The sequence below is a fragment of the Veronia pacifica genome (assembly GCF_001707825.1).
Taxonomy (GTDB): domain Bacteria; phylum Pseudomonadota; class Gammaproteobacteria; order Enterobacterales; family Vibrionaceae; genus Veronia; species Veronia pacifica.
Genome location: NZ_LYBM01000010.1, coordinates 28,141 through 45,716, shown reverse-complemented (window position 1 = coordinate 45,716; position 17,576 = coordinate 28,141). Strand labels below are relative to the sequence as shown.

The window sequence follows — 17,576 nt, the reverse complement described above, 5'->3', positions numbered from 1 at the left end:
TGATCCTAAATCAAATGGGGGCAAGTGCCCCCTTTACTTTCTGTAAATGAAACATTCTGGAGGGGTTAATGGCTGTTGCTGCCAATAAACGCTCGGTGATGACGTTGTACTCTGACGCATCAGACATGTATAGCCATCAGGTGCGTATAGTTCTCGCTGAGAAAGGCGTAACCTTTGAGATCGAACTGGTTGATCCAAACAACCTGCCAGAGGATTTGCTTGATCTAAACCCGTACAATTCAGTACCGACCCTTGTTGATCGCGAGCTGGCTCTGTACAACGCTAACATCATCATGGAATACTTGGATGAGCGTTTTCCTCACCCACCTTTGATGCCTGTTTATCCTGTTGCCCGCGGTAACAGCCGTCTAATGATGTTCCGCATTGAGAAAAACTGGTATTCGCTGGCTGAAAAAATCGAAAAAGGCAATGCAGAAGAAGCAGAGCGTGCTCGTCACCAACTGCGCGAAGAACTGCTGGCACTGGCACCTGTATTCGCTGAATATCCATTCTTTATGAACGAAGAATTCAGCCTAGTGGATTGTTATCTGGCTCCGCTGCTATGGCGTTTACCTGTAATGGGTATTGAACTTAGCGGTCCGGGTTCGAAAGAAGTGAAAGCATATATGGCACGCGTTTTTGAACGTGACTCATTCCTTGCTTCACTTACAGAAGCTGAGCGCGAAATGCGTCTTGCAGGACAATAATATGAGCGACATATCCCTGACTCCCCGTCGGCCCTATATGCTTAGAGCCTTCTACGACTGGATTCTGGATAATGATCTGACCCCTCATCTGGTTGTTGATGCCGAGCAGGACGACGTTATTGTGCCGCTCGAATATGTTCAGGATGGACAAATCGTTCTAAACATTGCGCCGAGAGCTGTGGGCAACTTATCTCTCGGCAACGATCATGTCGTTTTCAGCGCGCGCTTTGGTGGCCGTCCTATGGAGGTTCAGGTTCCTCTCTCCGCCGTACTCGCCATTTATGCGAGAGAAAATGGAGCAGGGACTATGTTCGAGCCAGAAGAGGCTTATGAAGCAGCTTCAGCAGAGCACGTAGTTGAAGAACCCGTTGAAGGTTACGATGTTGTTGAAGAAGAGCCTACTATGGAAGCTGTTGATGCTGTCAAAGTAGAAGACGACAGTGAACAGGATGCAACAGATACTGCCCCTGACCCGGAAGCGCCTAAAAAGTCTAAAGGCAGACCGACGCTGACAGTAGTTAAGTAACTGCCAGCTAGTTTCCGTCAGCTCAATGGAAAAACGCAGCTTATGCTGCGTTTTTTGTCTTTGGTTACGAGTAGATTCGCGCGACCGTGTCATTCCTCTCGGATAGAAGTCTGAGTTTTTAGCAACGAAAATATCCAAAAAATTTAGCAGATTGAAATATCTCATAACGGAAAGCGCTATGATTCTGTGGCTTTTCAACGCTACAACAGATCATTCAGCACTATTGTCTGTCGGTCAATCTTCACTGGTTGCACTGTCTTCAACATAGTTAAAGCCTTTGATAACCCGCTTAACCCCGGAAATATTCCTCGCAATTTCAGTTGCCATGTCAGCCTGTTGATTAGAAACATATCCCATTAAGAATACCTCTCCATCCTCAGTCAGTACCTGAATATAAATATCGTTCAGCTTCTTACTAGCAATCAATGAAGACTTAACCTTAGTCGTTATCCAAGTGTCTTTACTAATTTCCTGCAGTGTTAGAAGTGGCCTGACACGCAATTTATCGAATACCTGTCCAACGTTATTGAGTTTCTTAACTTTGGCAATGAACTGTTGCCTGATTTCATCATTAACAGCCTGACCAACGATAAGCACATTACCTTCATACGACACGGCATTTGCCCTGATCTGCCCCTTGAAAGGTGCCTTGTTGACGATACCTGCGATGCCAATAACGACTTTACTGTCATTCCATTCGATGGATGATGAGCGAGTGTCTTTGGTATAGATAGCTGAACAGCCTGATAACGTTGCAAGAACAATCAGAAAGACCAGATGAAGTCGCATCAATACTCTCCGTGTTGGGGGAACAGCACCTGATCAATCAGGTCGCAAAGTGTGTGGAGTGTGATGAGATGCACCTCTTGGATTCTGGCCGTGCGCTGCGAAGGGATTCTGATCTCAACATCCTGTTCTCCCAACAGCCCAGCCATTTCTCCGCCATCTTTACCCGTGAGCGCGACGATAGTCATATCACGGGTCACGGCAGCTTCCATCGCTTTGATGATATCTTTGCTGTTGCCACTGGTAGAGAACGCGAGCAAAACATCGCCAGTTTGGCCGTAGGCACGTACCTGCTTTGAAAAAACCTCATCGTGGTGGTAATCATTGGCAACTGCAGTCAAGGTGACAGTGTCTGCGGTCAGAGCAAGTGCTGGCAAGCTTGGACGCTCGGTTTCAAAGCGATTCAGTAAGCATGAAGCAAAGTGCTGGGCATTCGCTGCCGAGCCGCCATTTCCACAACAGAGGATTTTGTTACCGTTAAGCAAGCATTGCACCATAACCTGAGCGGCTTTGGATATCTGTTCCGGCAACGCTTCTGCGGCGGCAATCTGTGTCTGAATACTCTCTGTGAAGCTCTCTTTGATGCTTTCTAGCATTTAAAACCCTTCAATTGCGAAATTCTTTATCCAGTTGATTGAATTAACATCTCCATCAAATGTGATGGCATCAAATCTGAATTCTGTATGAATACTGTTTCTACCCTGCTTTCCAAGCCAGATCTCAGCTGCGGCGTAAAGCCTTTCTCTTTTTTTACGGCTAATCGCGCCTGCAGCAACTCCGTAATTATTTCTTTTTCGGAACTTTACTTCAACAAAGACGATGCAATTGCCATCCATCATGATGAGATCTATCTCGCCGTACCTGAATCGGGCATTTTTCTCTAACACTTTAAGCCCACAGCTCGTTAGGTGCCTGCAGGCCTGTTGCTCATAATAGTCGCCGGTTTGTTTCTTACTCCACGGCAACAATGCCTTGATCCCCAAATTTCGCCCAGCTCAAAGACCGATTAACAATGCACCCGTCTGTCATAGACAGCTCACCTGATTGACCCTGAAGTCTGAAATCAGAAGACGCCTGCATACGAGGTAAAGCTTGAATCAACTGGTAGGCATCCATGCCGATGGCATAGAGGCGGGTCGAGGTATTTTTCTGGCTGGGCCAAAGTTGATGGAAGCGCACGGCTGCCGGGTTATTTTGGTCGATGATAAGCGGTACGTCACTGAACGACACTCCTTTCACTTCGCCGTTTTCACTGATCTGTCCTATACCACTGACAGTACCGTTGCTTTTTGAACTTGCAAACAGTTTTGGAGGCATGACATCCGGATTAATAGCGATATCAATGAAAGGCTTGAGCGACATTAACTGGCGAGCACTGGCGACCAGATATACCGCATCCACATCTCTGCGACTGCGCTGCTCGGTTTCGAGATCAAGGCTCAGTATTTGTCTCATCTGCTCAATGCGGTTCTGGCTATCAAACAGGCCGAAAATAGTCTGGATACGGCGCTGCATGGTCGCCTGATCTGAGAAGTACTCCACTTGGGCAGGTCTTCCCGTCTCGGATGCCCATTGTTTGGCAAAGGCACTACTGACTCTTTTTCCATAGCTGGAATCCTGTGCCAGAACGAGTGGGTACTGATACTTTTTACTGAAGATATAGCGCGCAGCCTGCGCAGCCTCTTGCTCGTGAGAAAGATCGAAGTAACAGATATTTCCGCCTTTTGCCTTGTCTGACGATGGCGGTACATTCATTGCCAGCATTGGAATACGTTGCGTCGCTGTATCTAAGTACTGAGCAATTTTGTCTTTCTGCAAAGGACCAATAACGAAGTCAATGTTGTCCTTCGCCAGCGCCTTGTGAATATCAACCATACTCAACGCATTGGTGTCGTAGAAGCTGACCTTCGGCGGCTCAACGCCGGGTGTGGCTTCACTGTCGAGCATTGATTGAATAAAGCCATCACGAAGTGCCTGCCCCTGTTGCGCGTATTTATCACTCAATGGAAGTAACAGCGCAATGTGACGTGGGCTGTAAGGTTCAAGGTCCGCCATCAGAGATGGGCTATTGGTCAGAAAACTCACTGCTGGGTGGGTAGGGTTTTGCAGCCCCCAATCAATCAGAGCTTGTTGTTGTTTGTCTGGATCACCACTGTTGAGTCGGAGTAAATCCAATACCTCAATCCAGCCCGCTAAAACAGGATTTGTGCTTTTTGCCAGTTTTGCACTCTCAAAGGGTGGCATAGGAGCCAATAGACGCCAAACTCTCTCCCATACAGACTGTTGCTCATAGATCGTCATATATGAGGAGGCTTCAACTAAAGACACAACTACGTCGGTATTTTGCTCCAGTAACTCATAAATTTTTGCCTTGATGAGGTGGAAGCGAAGATACTGATTGGATGGAAGTTGCCATGCTGGATTAAAATTAAGTTTGTTAAGTGCAACGGCCAATTTATCCCCTGCAATGGCCAGCTCAGCCTGATTTAGCAGAAGCTCAGATCGTTGCAGTGGCGTCAGTAATGATGAGGCTAGCTTTTCCGCGATCTGTTCAGCCTGCCCATATTGGCCTTCACTGATTAATGCCTTTAATGCTAATAAATGCAGATCAGTTCGATTACTCAACTCGGCTTTTTCTGCCATTAATAAGTAAGTCGTCGAGGTCTCTGTGGCGGGGACCGTAATATCGTACTTGGCGACCTCTTCCTTTTTGGGCGCCGTAGCGCAGGCAGCAAGCATAACTGCTAGTGCGATTGAGATGATAACTCGTGATACACTTTTGCACTTATTGGTTAATTTACGCATGAGCATCTACAGACTGTGAGAAATTACCCTCTATCTTAATCGCCCAAAGGTTCCGAAACAAATGACTGATCAAACTTCGACCGTGGTTGACGTCTCAACTTTATATATAGTGCCTACACCGATTGGTAATCTCGGTGATATTTCCCAGCGCGCACTCTCTGTTCTGTCTCATGTCGATCTGATTGCTGCGGAGGATACCCGCCATACTGGAAAGCTGTTATCGCACTTTGGTATTGCAACGCGCACTTACGCTTTACATGATCACAATGAACAACAAAAAGCGGACACTCTGATCCAGCGCTTACAAGGTGGGGAGTCTATTGCTCTGGTCTCAGATGCAGGTACGCCCCTTATATCAGACCCGGGTTATCACCTTGTTCATCGTTGTCGTGCCGCTGGTGTTCGTGTTGTTCCTTTACCGGGAGCATGTGCCATTATCACTGCGTTGAGTGCATCAGGACTTCCCTCCGATCGCTTTAGTTTTGAGGGGTTTTTGCCACCGAAAAGTAAGGGACGTCAGGATAAATTTACTGAACTTGCGTCAGATCCTCGTACCATGATCTTCTATGAGTCACCTCACCGGATCCTGGATGCATTAGCTGATATGAAGCATGTTTTGGGAGACGACCGAAAAGTCGTACTCGCGCGTGAGCTGACTAAAACATATGAAACGATTCATGGTGCACCGCTCGGTGAATTGATCCCTTGGCTGGAAGAGGATACCAACCGCATTCGGGGGGAAATGGTGCTTCTTGTTGCGGGACACAGAGCGGAAAAGTCTGATTTACCGCCTGAGTCTACCCGCGCACTGTCTTTATTGGCCGCCGAGCTTCCGTTAAAAAAAGCCGCTGCACTGACCGCCGAGTTGTATCAGGTTAAAAAGAATGCGCTCTATAAGTGGGGTCTGGAAAACCTGTAAAAACTCCCTTTCGTTCATATCTGTCCGGAGAGTTTAGCCTCATTATCTTCGGTATGGTCAAACTCAATTTCTTTGTAGTTTTGTTTCAGGGAAAGTCGTGCTGGATCTCATCTGGTAACTTCTATATAATCCGCCGCCTGAGTTGGCCGGGTAGTCGCTGCTTTGTTGATGTCCTTTGGGAGACTGACAAAGGGGAGGAAAGTCCGGGCTCCACAGGACAGGGTGCCAGGTAACGCCTGGGGGGCGAAAGCCCACGACCAGTGCAGCAGAGAGTAAACCGCCGATGGCTGTCTCTTTGGGATAGAACAGGTAAGGGTGAAAGGGTGCGGTAAGAGCGCACCGCGCGACTGGCAACAGTTCGTGGCATGGTAAACTCCACCCGGAGCAAGACCAAATAGGTCCCTATTGGCGTGGTCCGCGTTGGGGACGGGTAGGTTGCTTGAGCCTGCGAGCGATTGCAGGCCTAGACGAATGGCTACCACCGTTTTTTAAACGGTACAGAACCCGGCTTACAGGCCGACTCAACACATATCGAGAGAAGGCGAGCTAATTTTTAGCTCGCCTTCTTTCTTTGTGGTCGGGCGAAGTTATTCGATGCAATATGTTGAAATAACAACCGCATGGCCCAGTTAGTTTTCTTATCCTGGAACATTTGGCAAATATATTGGGCAATATCTCCTTGATATTAGCTAGACATATTGCCACTTGTTGCGATGGTCAATTGATGCTTGCTTGACTTTCTTTTTACCTGATACATACACTTTGAGGGTGGAGAGAAGTGGAATAAAGTGGGTAAATTTGGTGGAAGAGGGATACAAGTGATATGTTGAGGGGTGTTACCGCCATTTCACTTGATTCAAAAGGCCGTATGTCATTGCCGAAAAGATACCGCGAAGAGCTTGCGGATCAGTGCGATGGCGTTTTTGTTTGTACCATCGACCACCAGTTACCCTGCCTGCTGCTTTATCCGTTGCCAGAGTGGGAACGGATAGAGGCCAAGCTATCCCGGCTATCTAGTTTGAATCCTGTTGAGAGACGTTTGCAACGACTGCTTTTGGGACATGCTTTTGAGTGTGAAATGGATAGTCAGGGGCGCTTTCTGTTAGCGCCAACATTACGTGATTACGCTCGGCTTGACACAAAAGCTATGTTGGTCGGACAGCTCAATAAATTTGAGATTTGGCAACAGGAAAAATGGCAGCAACAGATTGATCAGGATATTCAACTTCAGACCCAAGCGACGGACTCATTAAATGACCGTCTCAGCGACTTGTCGCTATAGGTGAACCGTATTATGTCAGAACAGTTTTCTCACGTTTCCGTTCTTCTGAACGAATCGATTGATGGTCTTGCGATTAAACCCGACGGTATTTACGTCATGGTACATTTGGTCGCGGTGGCCACAGCCGCCAAATACTCGCCCGTCTCGGGGAGAATGGACGACTCTATAGTATTGACCGTGATCCCCAAGCCATTGAAACGGCCAAAACCATCAACGATGATAGGTTCACCATTATTCACGGCCCTTTTTCCGGACTCGCGCAGTATGCCGACGAGTTTGAGCTGGCTGGAAAAATTGACGGTGTCTTACTTGACCTTGGCGTGTCGTCCCCGCAGCTGGATGATCCAGAACGTGGGTTCAGCTTTCTGCGCGATGGTCCTTTGGACATGCGAATGGATCCAACCAGCGGAATCAGTGCAGCTGAATGGCTCCAAACTGCCGATGCCGACGATATTGCTTGGGTCTTAAAAGTGTTTGGTGAAGAGCGTTTCGCCAAGCGTATTGCCCGCGCCATCGTTGCGCATCGCGAAGATGAAGAAAAAGAGCCTCTCACCCGAACTTTGCAATTGGCTAACCTAATTGCCGCCGCATCGCCAATCAAAGAAAAAAAGAAGCACCCGGCAACCCGCAGCTTTCAGGCTATTCGCATTTATATAAACAGCGAGCTGGAAGAAATCGAAACCGCGTTGCAGGGGGCAAGTGACATTCTTGCTCCAGGCGGCCGTTTGTCTGTGATTAGCTTCCACTCTTTGGAAGATCGACTGGTGAAGCGCTTTATTCGCAAGCAGAGTAAAGGCCCAGACATTCCCCATGGTGTTCCGCTCACTGAAGACCAAATAAAAGCAATGGGCACAGCGAGTATGAAACCAGTGGGCAAAGCACTAAAACCGTCAGATAACGAAGTTGCAGATAATACTCGCTCCCGAAGTTCAGTGCTGAGGGTGGCGGAGAAACTGGGTAACTAAATGACAACATCATCGCCAGGGCTGGTTCGTCAGATAGCTTATGACTTGGGGTCGGTAGGAAAATATCCTCTGATCCTGCTGGCTCTGGTATTGATGTCTGCCTTTGCTGTTGTGTATGTCACGCAGATGACCCGGGCGACGATTGCGCAACATGACAATCTGTTGGTTGAGCAAGAGCGGCTTGAGGTGGAGTGGAGAAACCTGATTCTGGAAGAGCATGCCTTATCAGAACACAGCCGTGTCGAGTCGAAGGCGCGTAGTGAGCTGGAAATGGTTCGTCCGGGCTCTGGCAGTGAAGTGGTGGTGAGTAAGCATTGAAAAAGAACATGTCGCCTGCAGGCCCCAGAAAACATCAAAAGAAAGTGCCGGTTTTCATACGCTGGCGCTTTGTGTTTGTGTGTGCCTGTATTGCCACTGCGCTTGTTGGGCTGATTGCAAGAGCTGCTTATATTCAGGTCGTTGAGCCCGACTTTCTGCGTCAGGAAGGAGATATGAGATCAGTTCGGGTTAAGGCTTTGCCCTCAGCCCGCGGAATGATCACTGACAGGCATGGAGAGTCGTTGGCAGTCAGTGTACCTGTACAGGCGGTATGGGCGGATCCTTATCAAATATTCAAACAGGGTGGACTTGCTGATACGCCCCGCTGGCACGCTTTGGCTGACGTACTTGAGATTGACCGTAATACGCTTCTTAAACGTCTTTCAGACAATCAAAAACGCCGTTTCATTTATCTTCAACGTCAGGTTGGCCCTGCTGTCTCTGCTTACATCAAAAAGCTAAAACTACCTGGTATTGGAATGAAGATGGAATCTCGCCGTTTTTATCCAACGGGAGAGGTGAGTGCGCATTTGGTCGGGGTGACGGGCATTGACGGTCATGGCTTGGAAGGCGTTGAAAGTGGTTATGACGATTGGCTGAGCAGCGAGCCGGGTAAGAAAACCGTCAGGAAAGACAGATTTGGTCGTGTCGTTGAAACGATTGCAGTCAAAGAAGGCCAGGACGGCAATGCGCTTCAACTGAGTATTGACCAGCGGCTGCAAGCTATATCATACCGGGCAATCAAACAGGCCGTTGCGGATTATAGAGCGCGTTCTGGCAGTCTGGTGATGGTGGATGTAAATACCGGTGAAGTATTGGCTATGGTCAATGCGCCCTCCTACAACCCCAACAACCGTGAAGATCTAAAAAGTTTCAAAATGAGAAACCGGGCAATCACTGACGTGTTTGAACCGGGCTCAACCGTTAAGCCTTTTGTTGTGCTTGCGGCGCTTGAAAATGGTATCGCTGACAGCAGCACGGTGATCAACACAGGCACAACAGGCATCATGCAAATTGGTGGTGCCAGAGTCAGGGATACGTCAAAAGTAGGTAAAGCCACACTGCGTAAGATCCTGAAGAAATCCAGTAATATAGGAGTTAGTAAGCTTTCTCTTGCTATGCCAGTAGAAGCGTTACTGGGTCTCTATAGCAGTTTTGGTCTGGGTGATTTCTCGGGCGTTAACTTGGTTGGCGAGTCTTCTGGTCTTTTTCCTTCCCGCACTCGTTGGTCTGATTTTGAAAGGGCAACTCTCTCTTTTGGTTACGGGCTGTCCATTACACCTGCTCAGTTGGTCAGGGCTTATTCCACATTGGGAAGCGGTGGGGTTAACCGGCCTTTATCTATTATCAAAACGAAAGATGTCGTACCGGGTAAACAAGTGGTTTCCCGGAAAAATGCATTGATGGTATTGGATATGCTGGAATCCGTTACCGAAAAGGGAGGCAGTGCTCACCGGGCCGCAGTTGATGGTTATCGTGTTGGTGCCAAAACCGGAACCGCAAAAGTGGCGGTGTCTGGGGGCTACAGCGACGAATATATTGGGTATACCGCAGGTATCGCCCCTATAAGTCACCCAAGAGTTGCGCTGGTGGTCGTCATCAATGAGCCACAGGGTGATAAATATTACGGTGGTCAGGTTGCTGCTCCAGTATTTTCTGAAGTGATGAAAAGTGCGCTTCAAATTTTAAACGTTGCTCCGGATGCATCTTTGCAAACGGCACATATTATGGATAAGTAGAACAGGCAAGCTGATGCCGAATACAAGTTTTAAAGAATTACTGTCACCTTGGTATCCGGATGCACCGGATGTCAGCATTTCCGGGATAACGCTCGATCATCGCGAGCTCAAGCCGGGTGATGTGTTTATCGCCATTCAAGGCCATGTCGTGGATGGACGACGTTTTATCGCCGATGCCATAAAAGCCGGTGCGTGTGCCGTGATTGCTGATGGCGGTGAGTCTGGTGACAATACCAGCAGCGCATTCGACAGCGGTATTCCCGTTATCACTCTTCCTTATCTTAAATCTTGTCTCTCTGAGATTGCAGCCCGTTTTTATCAGTCTCCCAGTTCACGTCTCAGGGTTGTCGGCATAACAGGAACCAATGGTAAAACAACCATCAGCCAGCTTCTTTCACAATGGCTCAACCTTCTGGGTAAAAAGAGCGCTGTGATGGGTACTGCGGGCAATGGCTTTCTGGATGCGTTGAAACCCGCCGCCAACACGACTGGCAGTGCGCTAGACATTCAGAAAAACTTGGCAGATTTTCATCAACAGCAAGCTACCCATGTTGCTATGGAGGTGTCTTCGCATGGCTTAGTACAGGGGCGAGTATCTGCTGTTAATTTTGATGCGGCAGTCTTTACCAATTTAAGCCGGGATCATCTCGAGTATCACGGCACCATGGAAGCCTATGCAGAAGCTAAGTTAATGCTTTTCACTCATTATGGTTGTCCGGTCTCGGTGATTAATGCGGATGACAGTGTTGGGCAACAGTGGCTGAAAAATATGCCGGAGGCCATTGCAGTTGGTAATAGTCAGGCAGCGGTCAGTCAGCATCAGGGAAAAAAGCTTTGGCTAACGGATGCTCAGTACAGCCCTCATGGTGTCGAAGTTGCGTTCGACTCAGAATGGGGAGCGGGTAAATTTAACGCTGCACTTGTGGGGCCTTTTAATGTCTCAAACTTACTGCTGAGTTTGGCGACTCTTCTTGGGATGGGTTACCCGCTTGATGATTTACTTATAGCGGCGGGCAAACTTGTTGCAGTATGCGGTCGGATGGAGGTCTTTAGCCGTGAAAAATTACCTCTTATCGTCGTTGATTATGCACATACGCCTGATGCACTGGAAAAAGCCCTTGATGCTTCTCGTCGTCACACCAAGGGGCAATTGTGGTGTATCTGCGGTTGCGGCGGAGATCGTGACACGGGTAAGCGCCCGATGATGGCAGAAATTGCCGAGCAGATGGCCGATCACGTTATTCTGACAGATGACAACCCACGCTCTGAATCTCCAGTTCAAATCATTAACGATATGTTGTCAGGGATGACTGCACCAGATAACGCCAACGTTCTGCATGACAGACGAGAAGCGATGACATTTGCTTTTGAGAAGGCTGGTCCTGATGACGTCATTTTGGTAGCAGGAAAGGGGCACGAAGACTATCAGGTGTTAGCCTCCGGCAAGATTCATTATTCTGACCGGGAAACGGCTCAGGCTTTACTGGAGGCTGGCCAATGATTCCTGTCAAACTCAGTAAGCTGGCCGATATTCTCGATGCAAATCTGTCTGGAACTGACAGTATCATTAGCCAGGTATCGACAGATACCCGAACTTTGTCTGAAGAGGCACTTTTTGTCGCTCTCAAAGGAGAAAGGTTCGATGCTCATGATTTTGCAGACAAGGCAGTGGCTGCAGGCGCAACGGCGCTTCTCGTTTCCCGTCACCTTGATATCGATATCCCTCAGTTAGTTGTCGACGATACCCGCCTTGCCCTCGGGCAGCTTGGTGCGTGGGTCAAATCCCAAAGCCGTGCAAAAACTGTTGCCCTGACTGGGAGTTGCGGAAAAACCACAGTAAAAGAGATGCTCGCCAGTATTCTCTCAGCGAAAGGAAAAACGCTTTACACCGAAGGTAATTTTAACAACGACATCGGTGTCCCTCTTACTTTACTGAGATTGGAAGCAGACCATCAGTATGCAGTTATGGAGCTCGGGGCAAACCATGAAGGCGAAATTGCATATACTACCTCACTGGTTATGCCAGATATTGCATTAGTAACAAATCTTGCCGCAGCACATCTGGAAGGTTTTGGCTCTCTTGAAGGCGTCGCACGCGCTAAGGGTGAGATTTTTTCTGGCCTGTCCGAAAATGATACAGCGATTATTAACTGTGATAGTCACGGGGGAGAATCTTGGCAAAGTTACTTCAAAGGTAAGTGCTTGCTCACAACCTCAGTCATTGACTCATCCGCAGATCTGCAGGCCCATGATATTGTTGCGCGCGACAATGGATGTTTCCGTTTCGAGCTTATTACCCCTGAGGGCTCTGGCACTGTTGAGCTGACATTACCCGGTCGACACAATATTTCTAATGCGCTTATGGCTGCAGCCGCTGCTATGAGCCTGGGTATAAGTCTGAAAGAGGTGGTAACCGGGTTGAGTCAGGTAGCTCCGGTAAAGGGACGCGGAGCAATAAGTTATCCCCGCGCTGGCTTGCGACTGATTGATGATAGCTATAACGCCAGCCTTGCGGCTATGAAAGCTGCTGTAGATATGCTCGCGGGCTTTGACGGTGACAAGGTGATTATTCTTGCCGATATGGCTGAAATGGGTGAACACAGCAAAGATGTTCATAAACAAGTTGCAGAATACACCTGTCAGTCCTCTATCCAGACAGTAGTGACATACGGACCAGAGAGCGCAGTGATTAGCGAACGTTGTCAGGGTAAGCATTTTGACGATAAAGGTGCGCTTATCGCGCATGTAGTGGAATTAATGAAAAATAAAGGCGAGGTATCTGTGTTGGTAAAAGGTGCCAATGGAATGAAAATGTCCGAGGTTGTAAAAGCGATAGAGGAGGCGGCGCAATGATTGTCTGGTTATCTCAGATGTTCGAGCAGTATCTCTCTTTTTTGCGTCTCTTTGATTACCTGACGTTTCGTGCAATTGTCAGTGCGCTGACAGCACTGCTGCTTTCCCTCTGGATGGGGCCACGACTTATTGCGCGTTTACAAATGATGCAAATTGGTCAGGTTGTCCGTAATGACGGTCCTGAGTCACATTTCAGTAAACGCGGAACACCGACGATGGGCGGGATCATGATCCTCGCTGCCATTACTATCACAGTGCTGCTTTGGTCTGATTTGTCCAACCCTTATGTTTGGGCTGTGATGACAGTATTACTGGGTTATGGTGCCGTAGGCTTCGTTGATGATTATCGAAAAGTTGTCCGTAAAAACAGCGATGGCCTGATTGCTCGCTGGAAATACTTCTGGCAGTCAGCCATTGCACTTGTGGTCGCGTTTGCCCTCTATGCTCATGGTAAGGACACGGCCGCAACGCAACTGGTGGTGCCATTTTTCAAAGATGTAATGCCTCAGCTAGGTTTGTTCTACATTTTGCTGACATATTTTGTGATTGTGGGTACCAGTAATGCCGTTAATTTGACCGACGGCCTTGATGGTCTTGCCATTATGCCAACTGTAATGGTCGCAGGCGGGTTTGCCTTCATCGCTTGGGCGACTGGCAATGTCAATTTTGCCGAATATCTTCATATCCCTTATCTCAAGCATGCCAGTGAGCTGGTGGTAGTGTGTACCGCGATTGTCGGTGCTGGCCTCGGCTTTCTGTGGTTTAACACGTATCCTGCACAGGTTTTCATGGGTGATGTGGGTTCACTGGCGCTGGGTGGTGCATTGGGCACTATTGCGGTGTTGGTGCGTGAAGAATTGTTACTGGTGATCATGGGCGGTGTGTTTGTCATGGAAACGCTGTCGGTGATTTTGCAGGTTGGTTCTTATAAACTTCGTGGTCAGCGTATCTTCCGTATGGCCCCTATTCATCATCACTACGAGTTAAAAGGCTGGCCTGAACCAAGAGTGATAGTCCGGTTTTGGATTATATCTCTGATTCTGGTACTGGTTGCGCTGGCGACGTTGAAGGTTCGATAAATGAAAGACGGTTTAGCAACAAAACAAGTTGTTGTGATTGGGCTCGGTATGACCGGGCTTTCCGTCGTCAGGCACCTTCAACGGCTTGATGAAGTGAGTTGTATAAAAGTGATTGATACCCGTCAAAATCCTCCGGGTGTCGACCAGTTACCCGATGATGTTGCGCTTCATTCAGGCGGCTGGAATAGCGATTGGTTACATTCCGCCGATTTGATTGTTTCAAGCCCGGGTATTGCATTGGCATCCCCAGAATTACAACGCGCAGCGGCACAGGGTATCGAGATTATTGGGGATATTGAACTCTTTGCCCGTTCAGTGACAGCGCCTGTTATTGGCATTACTGGCTCAAATGGTAAAAGTACGGTGACCAGTCTGGTCGGCGAGATGGCAAAGCATGACGGTATTGATGTCGGTGTCGGCGGTAATATTGGCCATGCAGCGCTCGACATGCTGGCCGATAACCATGAACTGTACATTTTAGAATTATCGAGTTTTCAGCTTGAGACGACGTCATCACTCGACTTGACTGCTGCGGCTTTCCTTAATCTGTCTGAGGATCATATGGACCGATATGAGGGTATGGAGGACTATAAAGCGGCAAAATTACGGATCTTTGATCAGTGTCGTCTTGCCGTTTGGAACAATGATGATGCTCAGACTCAGCCGGTTAATTCAGCAGACGAGGCTACATTTGGTTTTTCTCATGGTAAGTATTCACTGACGTCTTCCGAACAAGGTGAATGGTTAAGTGTTGATGAGAAACCTTTGCTAGCAGTGTCAGATATTGCACTTGTTGGTCGTCATAACGTAGCAAACTGTCTCGCCGCGATGGCACTCGCAGATGCTGCAAATATATCCCGTCAGGCTCAGTATTCAGCAATCAAAGAATATGGCGGTCTACCACATCGATGCCAGACAGTGCTTAATGCAAATGGTGTGCTTTGGGTTAACGACTCGAAAGCAACCAATCTGGCGAGCACGCTTGCTGCCCTTGACGGTTTGACATTGAATGGCCGATTACACCTCCTTCTTGGCGGCGACGGTAAAGGTGCTGATTTTTCTGCTTTACAACCAGCATTGAACGCCTTGAATGCGCAAATCTATTGCTTCGGGAAAGATGGGACTGTGCTAGCTGAACTATCCGATGATGCAATTACTACTGTAACCATGGATGAGGCGATGTCCGAGGCTTATGCCCGAACAGTGCAGGGTGATATGGTCTTACTGTCACCGGCATGTGCCAGCCTTGATCAGTTTGCAAACTTCATGGAGCGTGGTGACACTTTCTGCTGTGTGGCAAAGGCGCTCAATGACGGCAGAAAGGTATCGTTATGATGATTAGCAGGCTGAAATATAATCCGGTGGCAAGCTGGTTTACTGAACCTTCTCAGCCTGTGCTTTATGACAGACAGTTAGTATGGCTGGCATTGGGGTTAATGCTTTTTGGCCTGATAATGGTCAGTTCAGCATCGATACCTGTCGCTGTGCGCCTTGTTGATATGCCTTTTTACTTCGCAACCCGACAGGCAGTTTATCTTCTGGGCGCAACGCTTTTAGCCTGCATTGCGATGACCATTCCACTGTCGAAGTGGGAGCAGCTCAGTGTGCCTTCGTTGTTGCTGTCCATATGTCTGCTGGTTGTGGTGATGTTTGTCGGGCACTCGGTGAATGGCGCGGCCCGTTGGATTCCGCTGGGCTTCTTCAACCTACAGCCTGCCGAGGGTGCCAAACTCTCATTACTGTTGTTCATCTCAGGTTATTTAGTGCGACGGCATGGTGAGGTGCAGGAGAAAATCCGAGGCTTTATTAAGCCGCTCGGGGTGTTGATTCTTCTGGCTGTGCTGTTGCTGACTCAGCCCGATCTCGGCTCAGTCATTGTGATGTTTGTTACCACTATTGGCATGTTGTTTATTGCCGGCGCCAAGCTCTGGCAGTTTGTTTCTCTGATGGCCGGCGGCCTTGCCTCTATTGCCGTTTTGATTATTGCTGAACCTTATCGTCTGAGGCGGGTAACGTCTTTTCTCGATCCCTGGCAGGATCCGTTTGGCAGTGGCTACCAACTCACACAGTCCCTTATGGCCTTTGGCCGTGGCGGATGGTGGGGACAGGGTTTGGGTAACTCAGTTCAAAAATTGGAGTACCTCCCGGAAGCACATACTGATTTCGTGGTTGCTGTGCTGGCAGAAGAATTAGGCCTTATTGGTGTCAGTGTCCTACTGTTAATGGTTTTTGCTCTGGCATTTAAAGCACTCATGATAGGGCGGCGGTGCCTTGAAGCTGAGCAAATGTTTGGTGGTTTTCTGGCATCAGGGATCGGAATTTGGATTGCGTTTCAGGCTCTCGTCAACGTAGGTGCAGCATCAGGTATGATACCGACCAAAGGGTTGACGTTGCCATTAGTCAGCTATGGTGGCTCGAGTCTGTTTATTATGGCGACAGCGGTCGCATTGGTTATTCGCGTCGATTATGAATACAGACTGCAGACGTCGCAGGCTCATCAAAGAATCAGAAGTAATGATGAAAGAGAATCAGAAAGAGAATAAGCGCCTGCTGGTAATGGCGGGCGGTACCGGAGGGCACGTCTTTCCTGGACTCGCCGTGGCAAATGAACTGAAAAAGCAGGGATGGGAAATTCGCTGGCTTGGGACGGCTGACCGTATGGAAGCGGATTTGGTACCCAAACATGGCATAGATATCGATTTCATAAGAGTTAAGGGGCTCCGTGGCTCCGGTATTAAGAGCAAATTGCTGGCACCTTTTATGATACTGAATGCGATTTTTCAGGCTCGGCAGCACATTCGCAACTGGAGGCCTAACGCTGTGCTTGGTATGGGTGGCTATGTTAGTGGCCCGGGTGGCGTTGCAGCCTGGCTGAGTGGAATACCTGTGGTACTGCATGAACAGAATGCAGTTGCAGGTCTGACAAATAAGTGGCTGGCAAAGATTGCATCACGGGTACTACAGGCTTTTCCTGGCGCGTTTCCTGAGCGGGAGGTGGTGGGAAATCCCGTGCGTGATGACTTATCAGAATTGATGGAACCTGAAGACCGTTTTGGTGACAGAGAAGGGCCGCTCAGAATTCTGGTAATGGGAGGTAGTCAGGGAGCCCGTGTGCTAAACCAGACAGTACCAGAAGCCATTGCCAAGCTCTCCTCTGATGTAGAGGTGCGTCACCAAGCCGGAAAGGGAAATCTGGAGGATACTGAATCGCGCTATTTACAGGCAGGGGTCAATACCCACCAAGTGACCGAGTTCATCGAAAATGTTGCCGATGCGTATGCGTGGGCAGATCTAATTATCTGCCGCTCAGGGGCGCTGACTGTCTCAGAGGTTGCCGCTGCAGGGGTGGGCGCTGTTTTCGTTCCATTCCAGCATAAAGACAGGCAACAGGCTCTCAATGCAGACCACCTCGTCAAGAGTGGTGCAGCGATAATGATTGAGCAGCCACAACTCAGCGCTGAAAGCTTGTCACAGGCTTTGTCTGAGCTCGACAGGGAAAGGCTTAAAACAATGGCAAAGAAAGCCAGAAGTAATGCAATCATTGATGCCGGACAGCGCGTTGCTGACGCCATCAAACAAGTCGCGAAATGAAAGAGA

General features: G+C 48.6%; 16 protein-coding genes, 1 other RNA gene and 1 pseudogene. 14 read left to right on the top strand and 4 right to left on the bottom strand.

All coding sequences use genetic code 11. The annotated features are described in order from the left end of the window. The first annotated feature begins 68 nt into the window (after window positions 1-68). The gene (sspA, locus tag A8L45_RS07430) at window positions 69-707 is read left to right on the top strand and encodes a stringent starvation protein SspA (RefSeq protein ID WP_068900786.1); all 639 of its coding nucleotides are present in this window, start codon (window positions 69-71) and stop codon (window positions 705-707) included. Between the two features lies 1 nt (window position 708). Beyond that, window positions 709-1,233: a ClpXP protease specificity-enhancing factor gene (gene sspB / locus A8L45_RS07425; RefSeq protein WP_068900784.1), complete on the top strand. Its 525-nt coding sequence runs from the start codon at window positions 709-711 to the stop codon at window positions 1,231-1,233. A gap of 234 nt (window positions 1,234-1,467) precedes the next feature. On the opposite strand, the gene A8L45_RS07420 is transcribed toward sspB, so the two are convergent. Genes A8L45_RS07420 through A8L45_RS07405 form a run of 4 tightly spaced genes read right to left on the bottom strand, consistent with a single transcriptional unit; the run spans window position 1,468 to window position 4,824 of the window. Then, on the bottom strand, window positions 1,468-2,022 hold the full coding sequence (locus A8L45_RS07420; RefSeq protein ID WP_068900782.1) for a BON domain-containing protein: 555 nt from the start codon (window positions 2,020-2,022) through the stop codon (window positions 1,468-1,470). Continuing rightward, complete coding sequence (locus A8L45_RS07415; RefSeq protein WP_068900777.1) at window positions 2,022-2,615, bottom strand: phosphoheptose isomerase; 594 nt, start codon at window positions 2,613-2,615, stop codon at window positions 2,022-2,024. The genes A8L45_RS07420 and A8L45_RS07415 overlap by 1 nt, the downstream gene beginning before the upstream one ends. Next, the gene (locus A8L45_RS07410) at window positions 2,616-2,984 is read right to left on the bottom strand and encodes a YraN family protein (RefSeq protein ID WP_245680670.1); all 369 of its coding nucleotides are present in this window, start codon (window positions 2,982-2,984) and stop codon (window positions 2,616-2,618) included. After that, on the bottom strand, window positions 2,971-4,824 hold the full coding sequence (locus A8L45_RS07405; RefSeq protein ID WP_245680669.1) for a penicillin-binding protein activator: 1,854 nt from the start codon (window positions 4,822-4,824) through the stop codon (window positions 2,971-2,973). The genes A8L45_RS07410 and A8L45_RS07405 overlap by 14 nt, the downstream gene beginning before the upstream one ends. A gap of 61 nt (window positions 4,825-4,885) precedes the next feature. Between A8L45_RS07405 and rsmI the strand changes: the two genes are divergently transcribed. The 12 genes and pseudogenes from rsmI (at window position 4,886) to murG (ending at window position 17,570) form a co-directional block, all read left to right on the top strand. Continuing rightward, the gene (rsmI, locus tag A8L45_RS07400) at window positions 4,886-5,743 is read left to right on the top strand and encodes a 16S rRNA (cytidine(1402)-2'-O)-methyltransferase (protein WP_068900771.1); all 858 of its coding nucleotides are present in this window, start codon (window positions 4,886-4,888) and stop codon (window positions 5,741-5,743) included. Between the two features lie 138 nt (window positions 5,744-5,881). Then, window positions 5,882-6,271: RNase P RNA component class A (gene rnpB, locus A8L45_RS07395), an RNA gene on the top strand. A gap of 295 nt (window positions 6,272-6,566) precedes the next feature. Continuing rightward, window positions 6,567-7,025 (top strand): division/cell wall cluster transcriptional repressor MraZ, encoded by a 459-nt coding sequence (gene mraZ / locus A8L45_RS07390; protein WP_068900769.1) that lies wholly within the window; start codon window positions 6,567-6,569, stop codon window positions 7,023-7,025. A gap of 12 nt (window positions 7,026-7,037) precedes the next feature. Further along, window positions 7,038-7,990 (top strand): annotated as a pseudogene (gene rsmH / locus A8L45_RS07385) (16S rRNA (cytosine(1402)-N(4))-methyltransferase RsmH). Then, the gene (gene ftsL / locus A8L45_RS07380; protein WP_068900767.1) at window positions 7,991-8,308 is read left to right on the top strand and encodes a cell division protein FtsL; all 318 of its coding nucleotides are present in this window, start codon (window positions 7,991-7,993) and stop codon (window positions 8,306-8,308) included. Window positions 8,309-8,316: 8 nt separating this feature from the next. Beyond that, a complete protein-coding gene (ftsI, locus tag A8L45_RS07375; protein ID WP_068900765.1) occupies window positions 8,317-10,047 on the top strand; it encodes a peptidoglycan glycosyltransferase FtsI in 1,731 nt (576 codons plus the stop codon). Window positions 10,048-10,060: 13 nt separating this feature from the next. Then, a complete protein-coding gene (gene murE / locus A8L45_RS07370) occupies window positions 10,061-11,548 on the top strand; it encodes a UDP-N-acetylmuramoyl-L-alanyl-D-glutamate--2,6-diaminopimelate ligase (RefSeq protein ID WP_068900763.1) in 1,488 nt (495 codons plus the stop codon). Next, complete coding sequence (gene murF, locus A8L45_RS07365; RefSeq protein WP_068900761.1) at window positions 11,545-12,900, top strand: UDP-N-acetylmuramoyl-tripeptide--D-alanyl-D-alanine ligase; 1,356 nt, start codon at window positions 11,545-11,547, stop codon at window positions 12,898-12,900. Before murE ends, murF begins: the two co-directional genes overlap by 4 nt. Further along, window positions 12,897-13,979, top strand: a complete 1,083-nt coding sequence (gene mraY, locus A8L45_RS07360) for a phospho-N-acetylmuramoyl-pentapeptide-transferase (RefSeq protein WP_068900759.1) — start codon at window positions 12,897-12,899, stop codon at window positions 13,977-13,979. The genes murF and mraY overlap by 4 nt, the downstream gene beginning before the upstream one ends. Next, window positions 13,980-15,314 carry a UDP-N-acetylmuramoyl-L-alanine--D-glutamate ligase gene (gene murD, locus A8L45_RS07355; protein ID WP_068900757.1) on the top strand — a complete coding sequence of 445 codons (1,335 nt, stop codon included), beginning with the start codon at window positions 13,980-13,982 and terminating at the stop codon, window positions 15,312-15,314. Continuing rightward, complete coding sequence (ftsW, locus tag A8L45_RS07350; RefSeq protein WP_175401936.1) at window positions 15,314-16,522, top strand: cell division protein FtsW; 1,209 nt, start codon at window positions 15,314-15,316, stop codon at window positions 16,520-16,522. The genes murD and ftsW overlap by 1 nt, the downstream gene beginning before the upstream one ends. Continuing rightward, the gene (gene murG, locus A8L45_RS07345; RefSeq protein ID WP_068900753.1) at window positions 16,494-17,570 is read left to right on the top strand and encodes an undecaprenyldiphospho-muramoylpentapeptide beta-N-acetylglucosaminyltransferase; all 1,077 of its coding nucleotides are present in this window, start codon (window positions 16,494-16,496) and stop codon (window positions 17,568-17,570) included. The genes ftsW and murG overlap by 29 nt, the downstream gene beginning before the upstream one ends. Window positions 17,571-17,576 lie beyond the last annotated feature (6 nt).

Coding starts and splice junctions, on each gene's coding strand:
- sspA (WP_068900786.1), top strand. CDS start 69: ATGGCTGTTGCTGCCAATAAACGCTCGGTGATGACGTTGTACTCTGAC.
- sspB (WP_068900784.1), top strand. CDS start 709: ATGAGCGACATATCCCTGACTCCCCGTCGGCCCTATATGCTTAGAGCC.
- A8L45_RS07420 (WP_068900782.1), bottom strand. CDS start 2,022: ATGCGACTTCATCTGGTCTTTCTGATTGTTCTTGCAACGTTATCAGGC.
- A8L45_RS07415 (WP_068900777.1), bottom strand. CDS start 2,615: ATGCTAGAAAGCATCAAAGAGAGCTTCACAGAGAGTATTCAGACACAG.
- A8L45_RS07405 (WP_245680669.1), bottom strand. CDS start 4,824: ATGCGTAAATTAACCAATAAGTGCAAAAGTGTATCACGAGTTATCATC.
- rsmI (WP_068900771.1), top strand. CDS start 4,886: ATGACTGATCAAACTTCGACCGTGGTTGACGTCTCAACTTTATATATA.
- mraZ (WP_068900769.1), top strand. CDS start 6,567: ATGTTGAGGGGTGTTACCGCCATTTCACTTGATTCAAAAGGCCGTATG.
- ftsL (WP_068900767.1), top strand. CDS start 7,991: ATGACAACATCATCGCCAGGGCTGGTTCGTCAGATAGCTTATGACTTG.
- ftsI (WP_068900765.1), top strand. CDS start 8,317: ATGTCGCCTGCAGGCCCCAGAAAACATCAAAAGAAAGTGCCGGTTTTC.
- murE (WP_068900763.1), top strand. CDS start 10,061: ATGCCGAATACAAGTTTTAAAGAATTACTGTCACCTTGGTATCCGGAT.
- murF (WP_068900761.1), top strand. CDS start 11,545: ATGATTCCTGTCAAACTCAGTAAGCTGGCCGATATTCTCGATGCAAAT.
- mraY (WP_068900759.1), top strand. CDS start 12,897: ATGATTGTCTGGTTATCTCAGATGTTCGAGCAGTATCTCTCTTTTTTG.
- murD (WP_068900757.1), top strand. CDS start 13,980: ATGAAAGACGGTTTAGCAACAAAACAAGTTGTTGTGATTGGGCTCGGT.
- ftsW (WP_175401936.1), top strand. CDS start 15,314: ATGATTAGCAGGCTGAAATATAATCCGGTGGCAAGCTGGTTTACTGAA.
- murG (WP_068900753.1), top strand. CDS start 16,494: ATGATGAAAGAGAATCAGAAAGAGAATAAGCGCCTGCTGGTAATGGCG.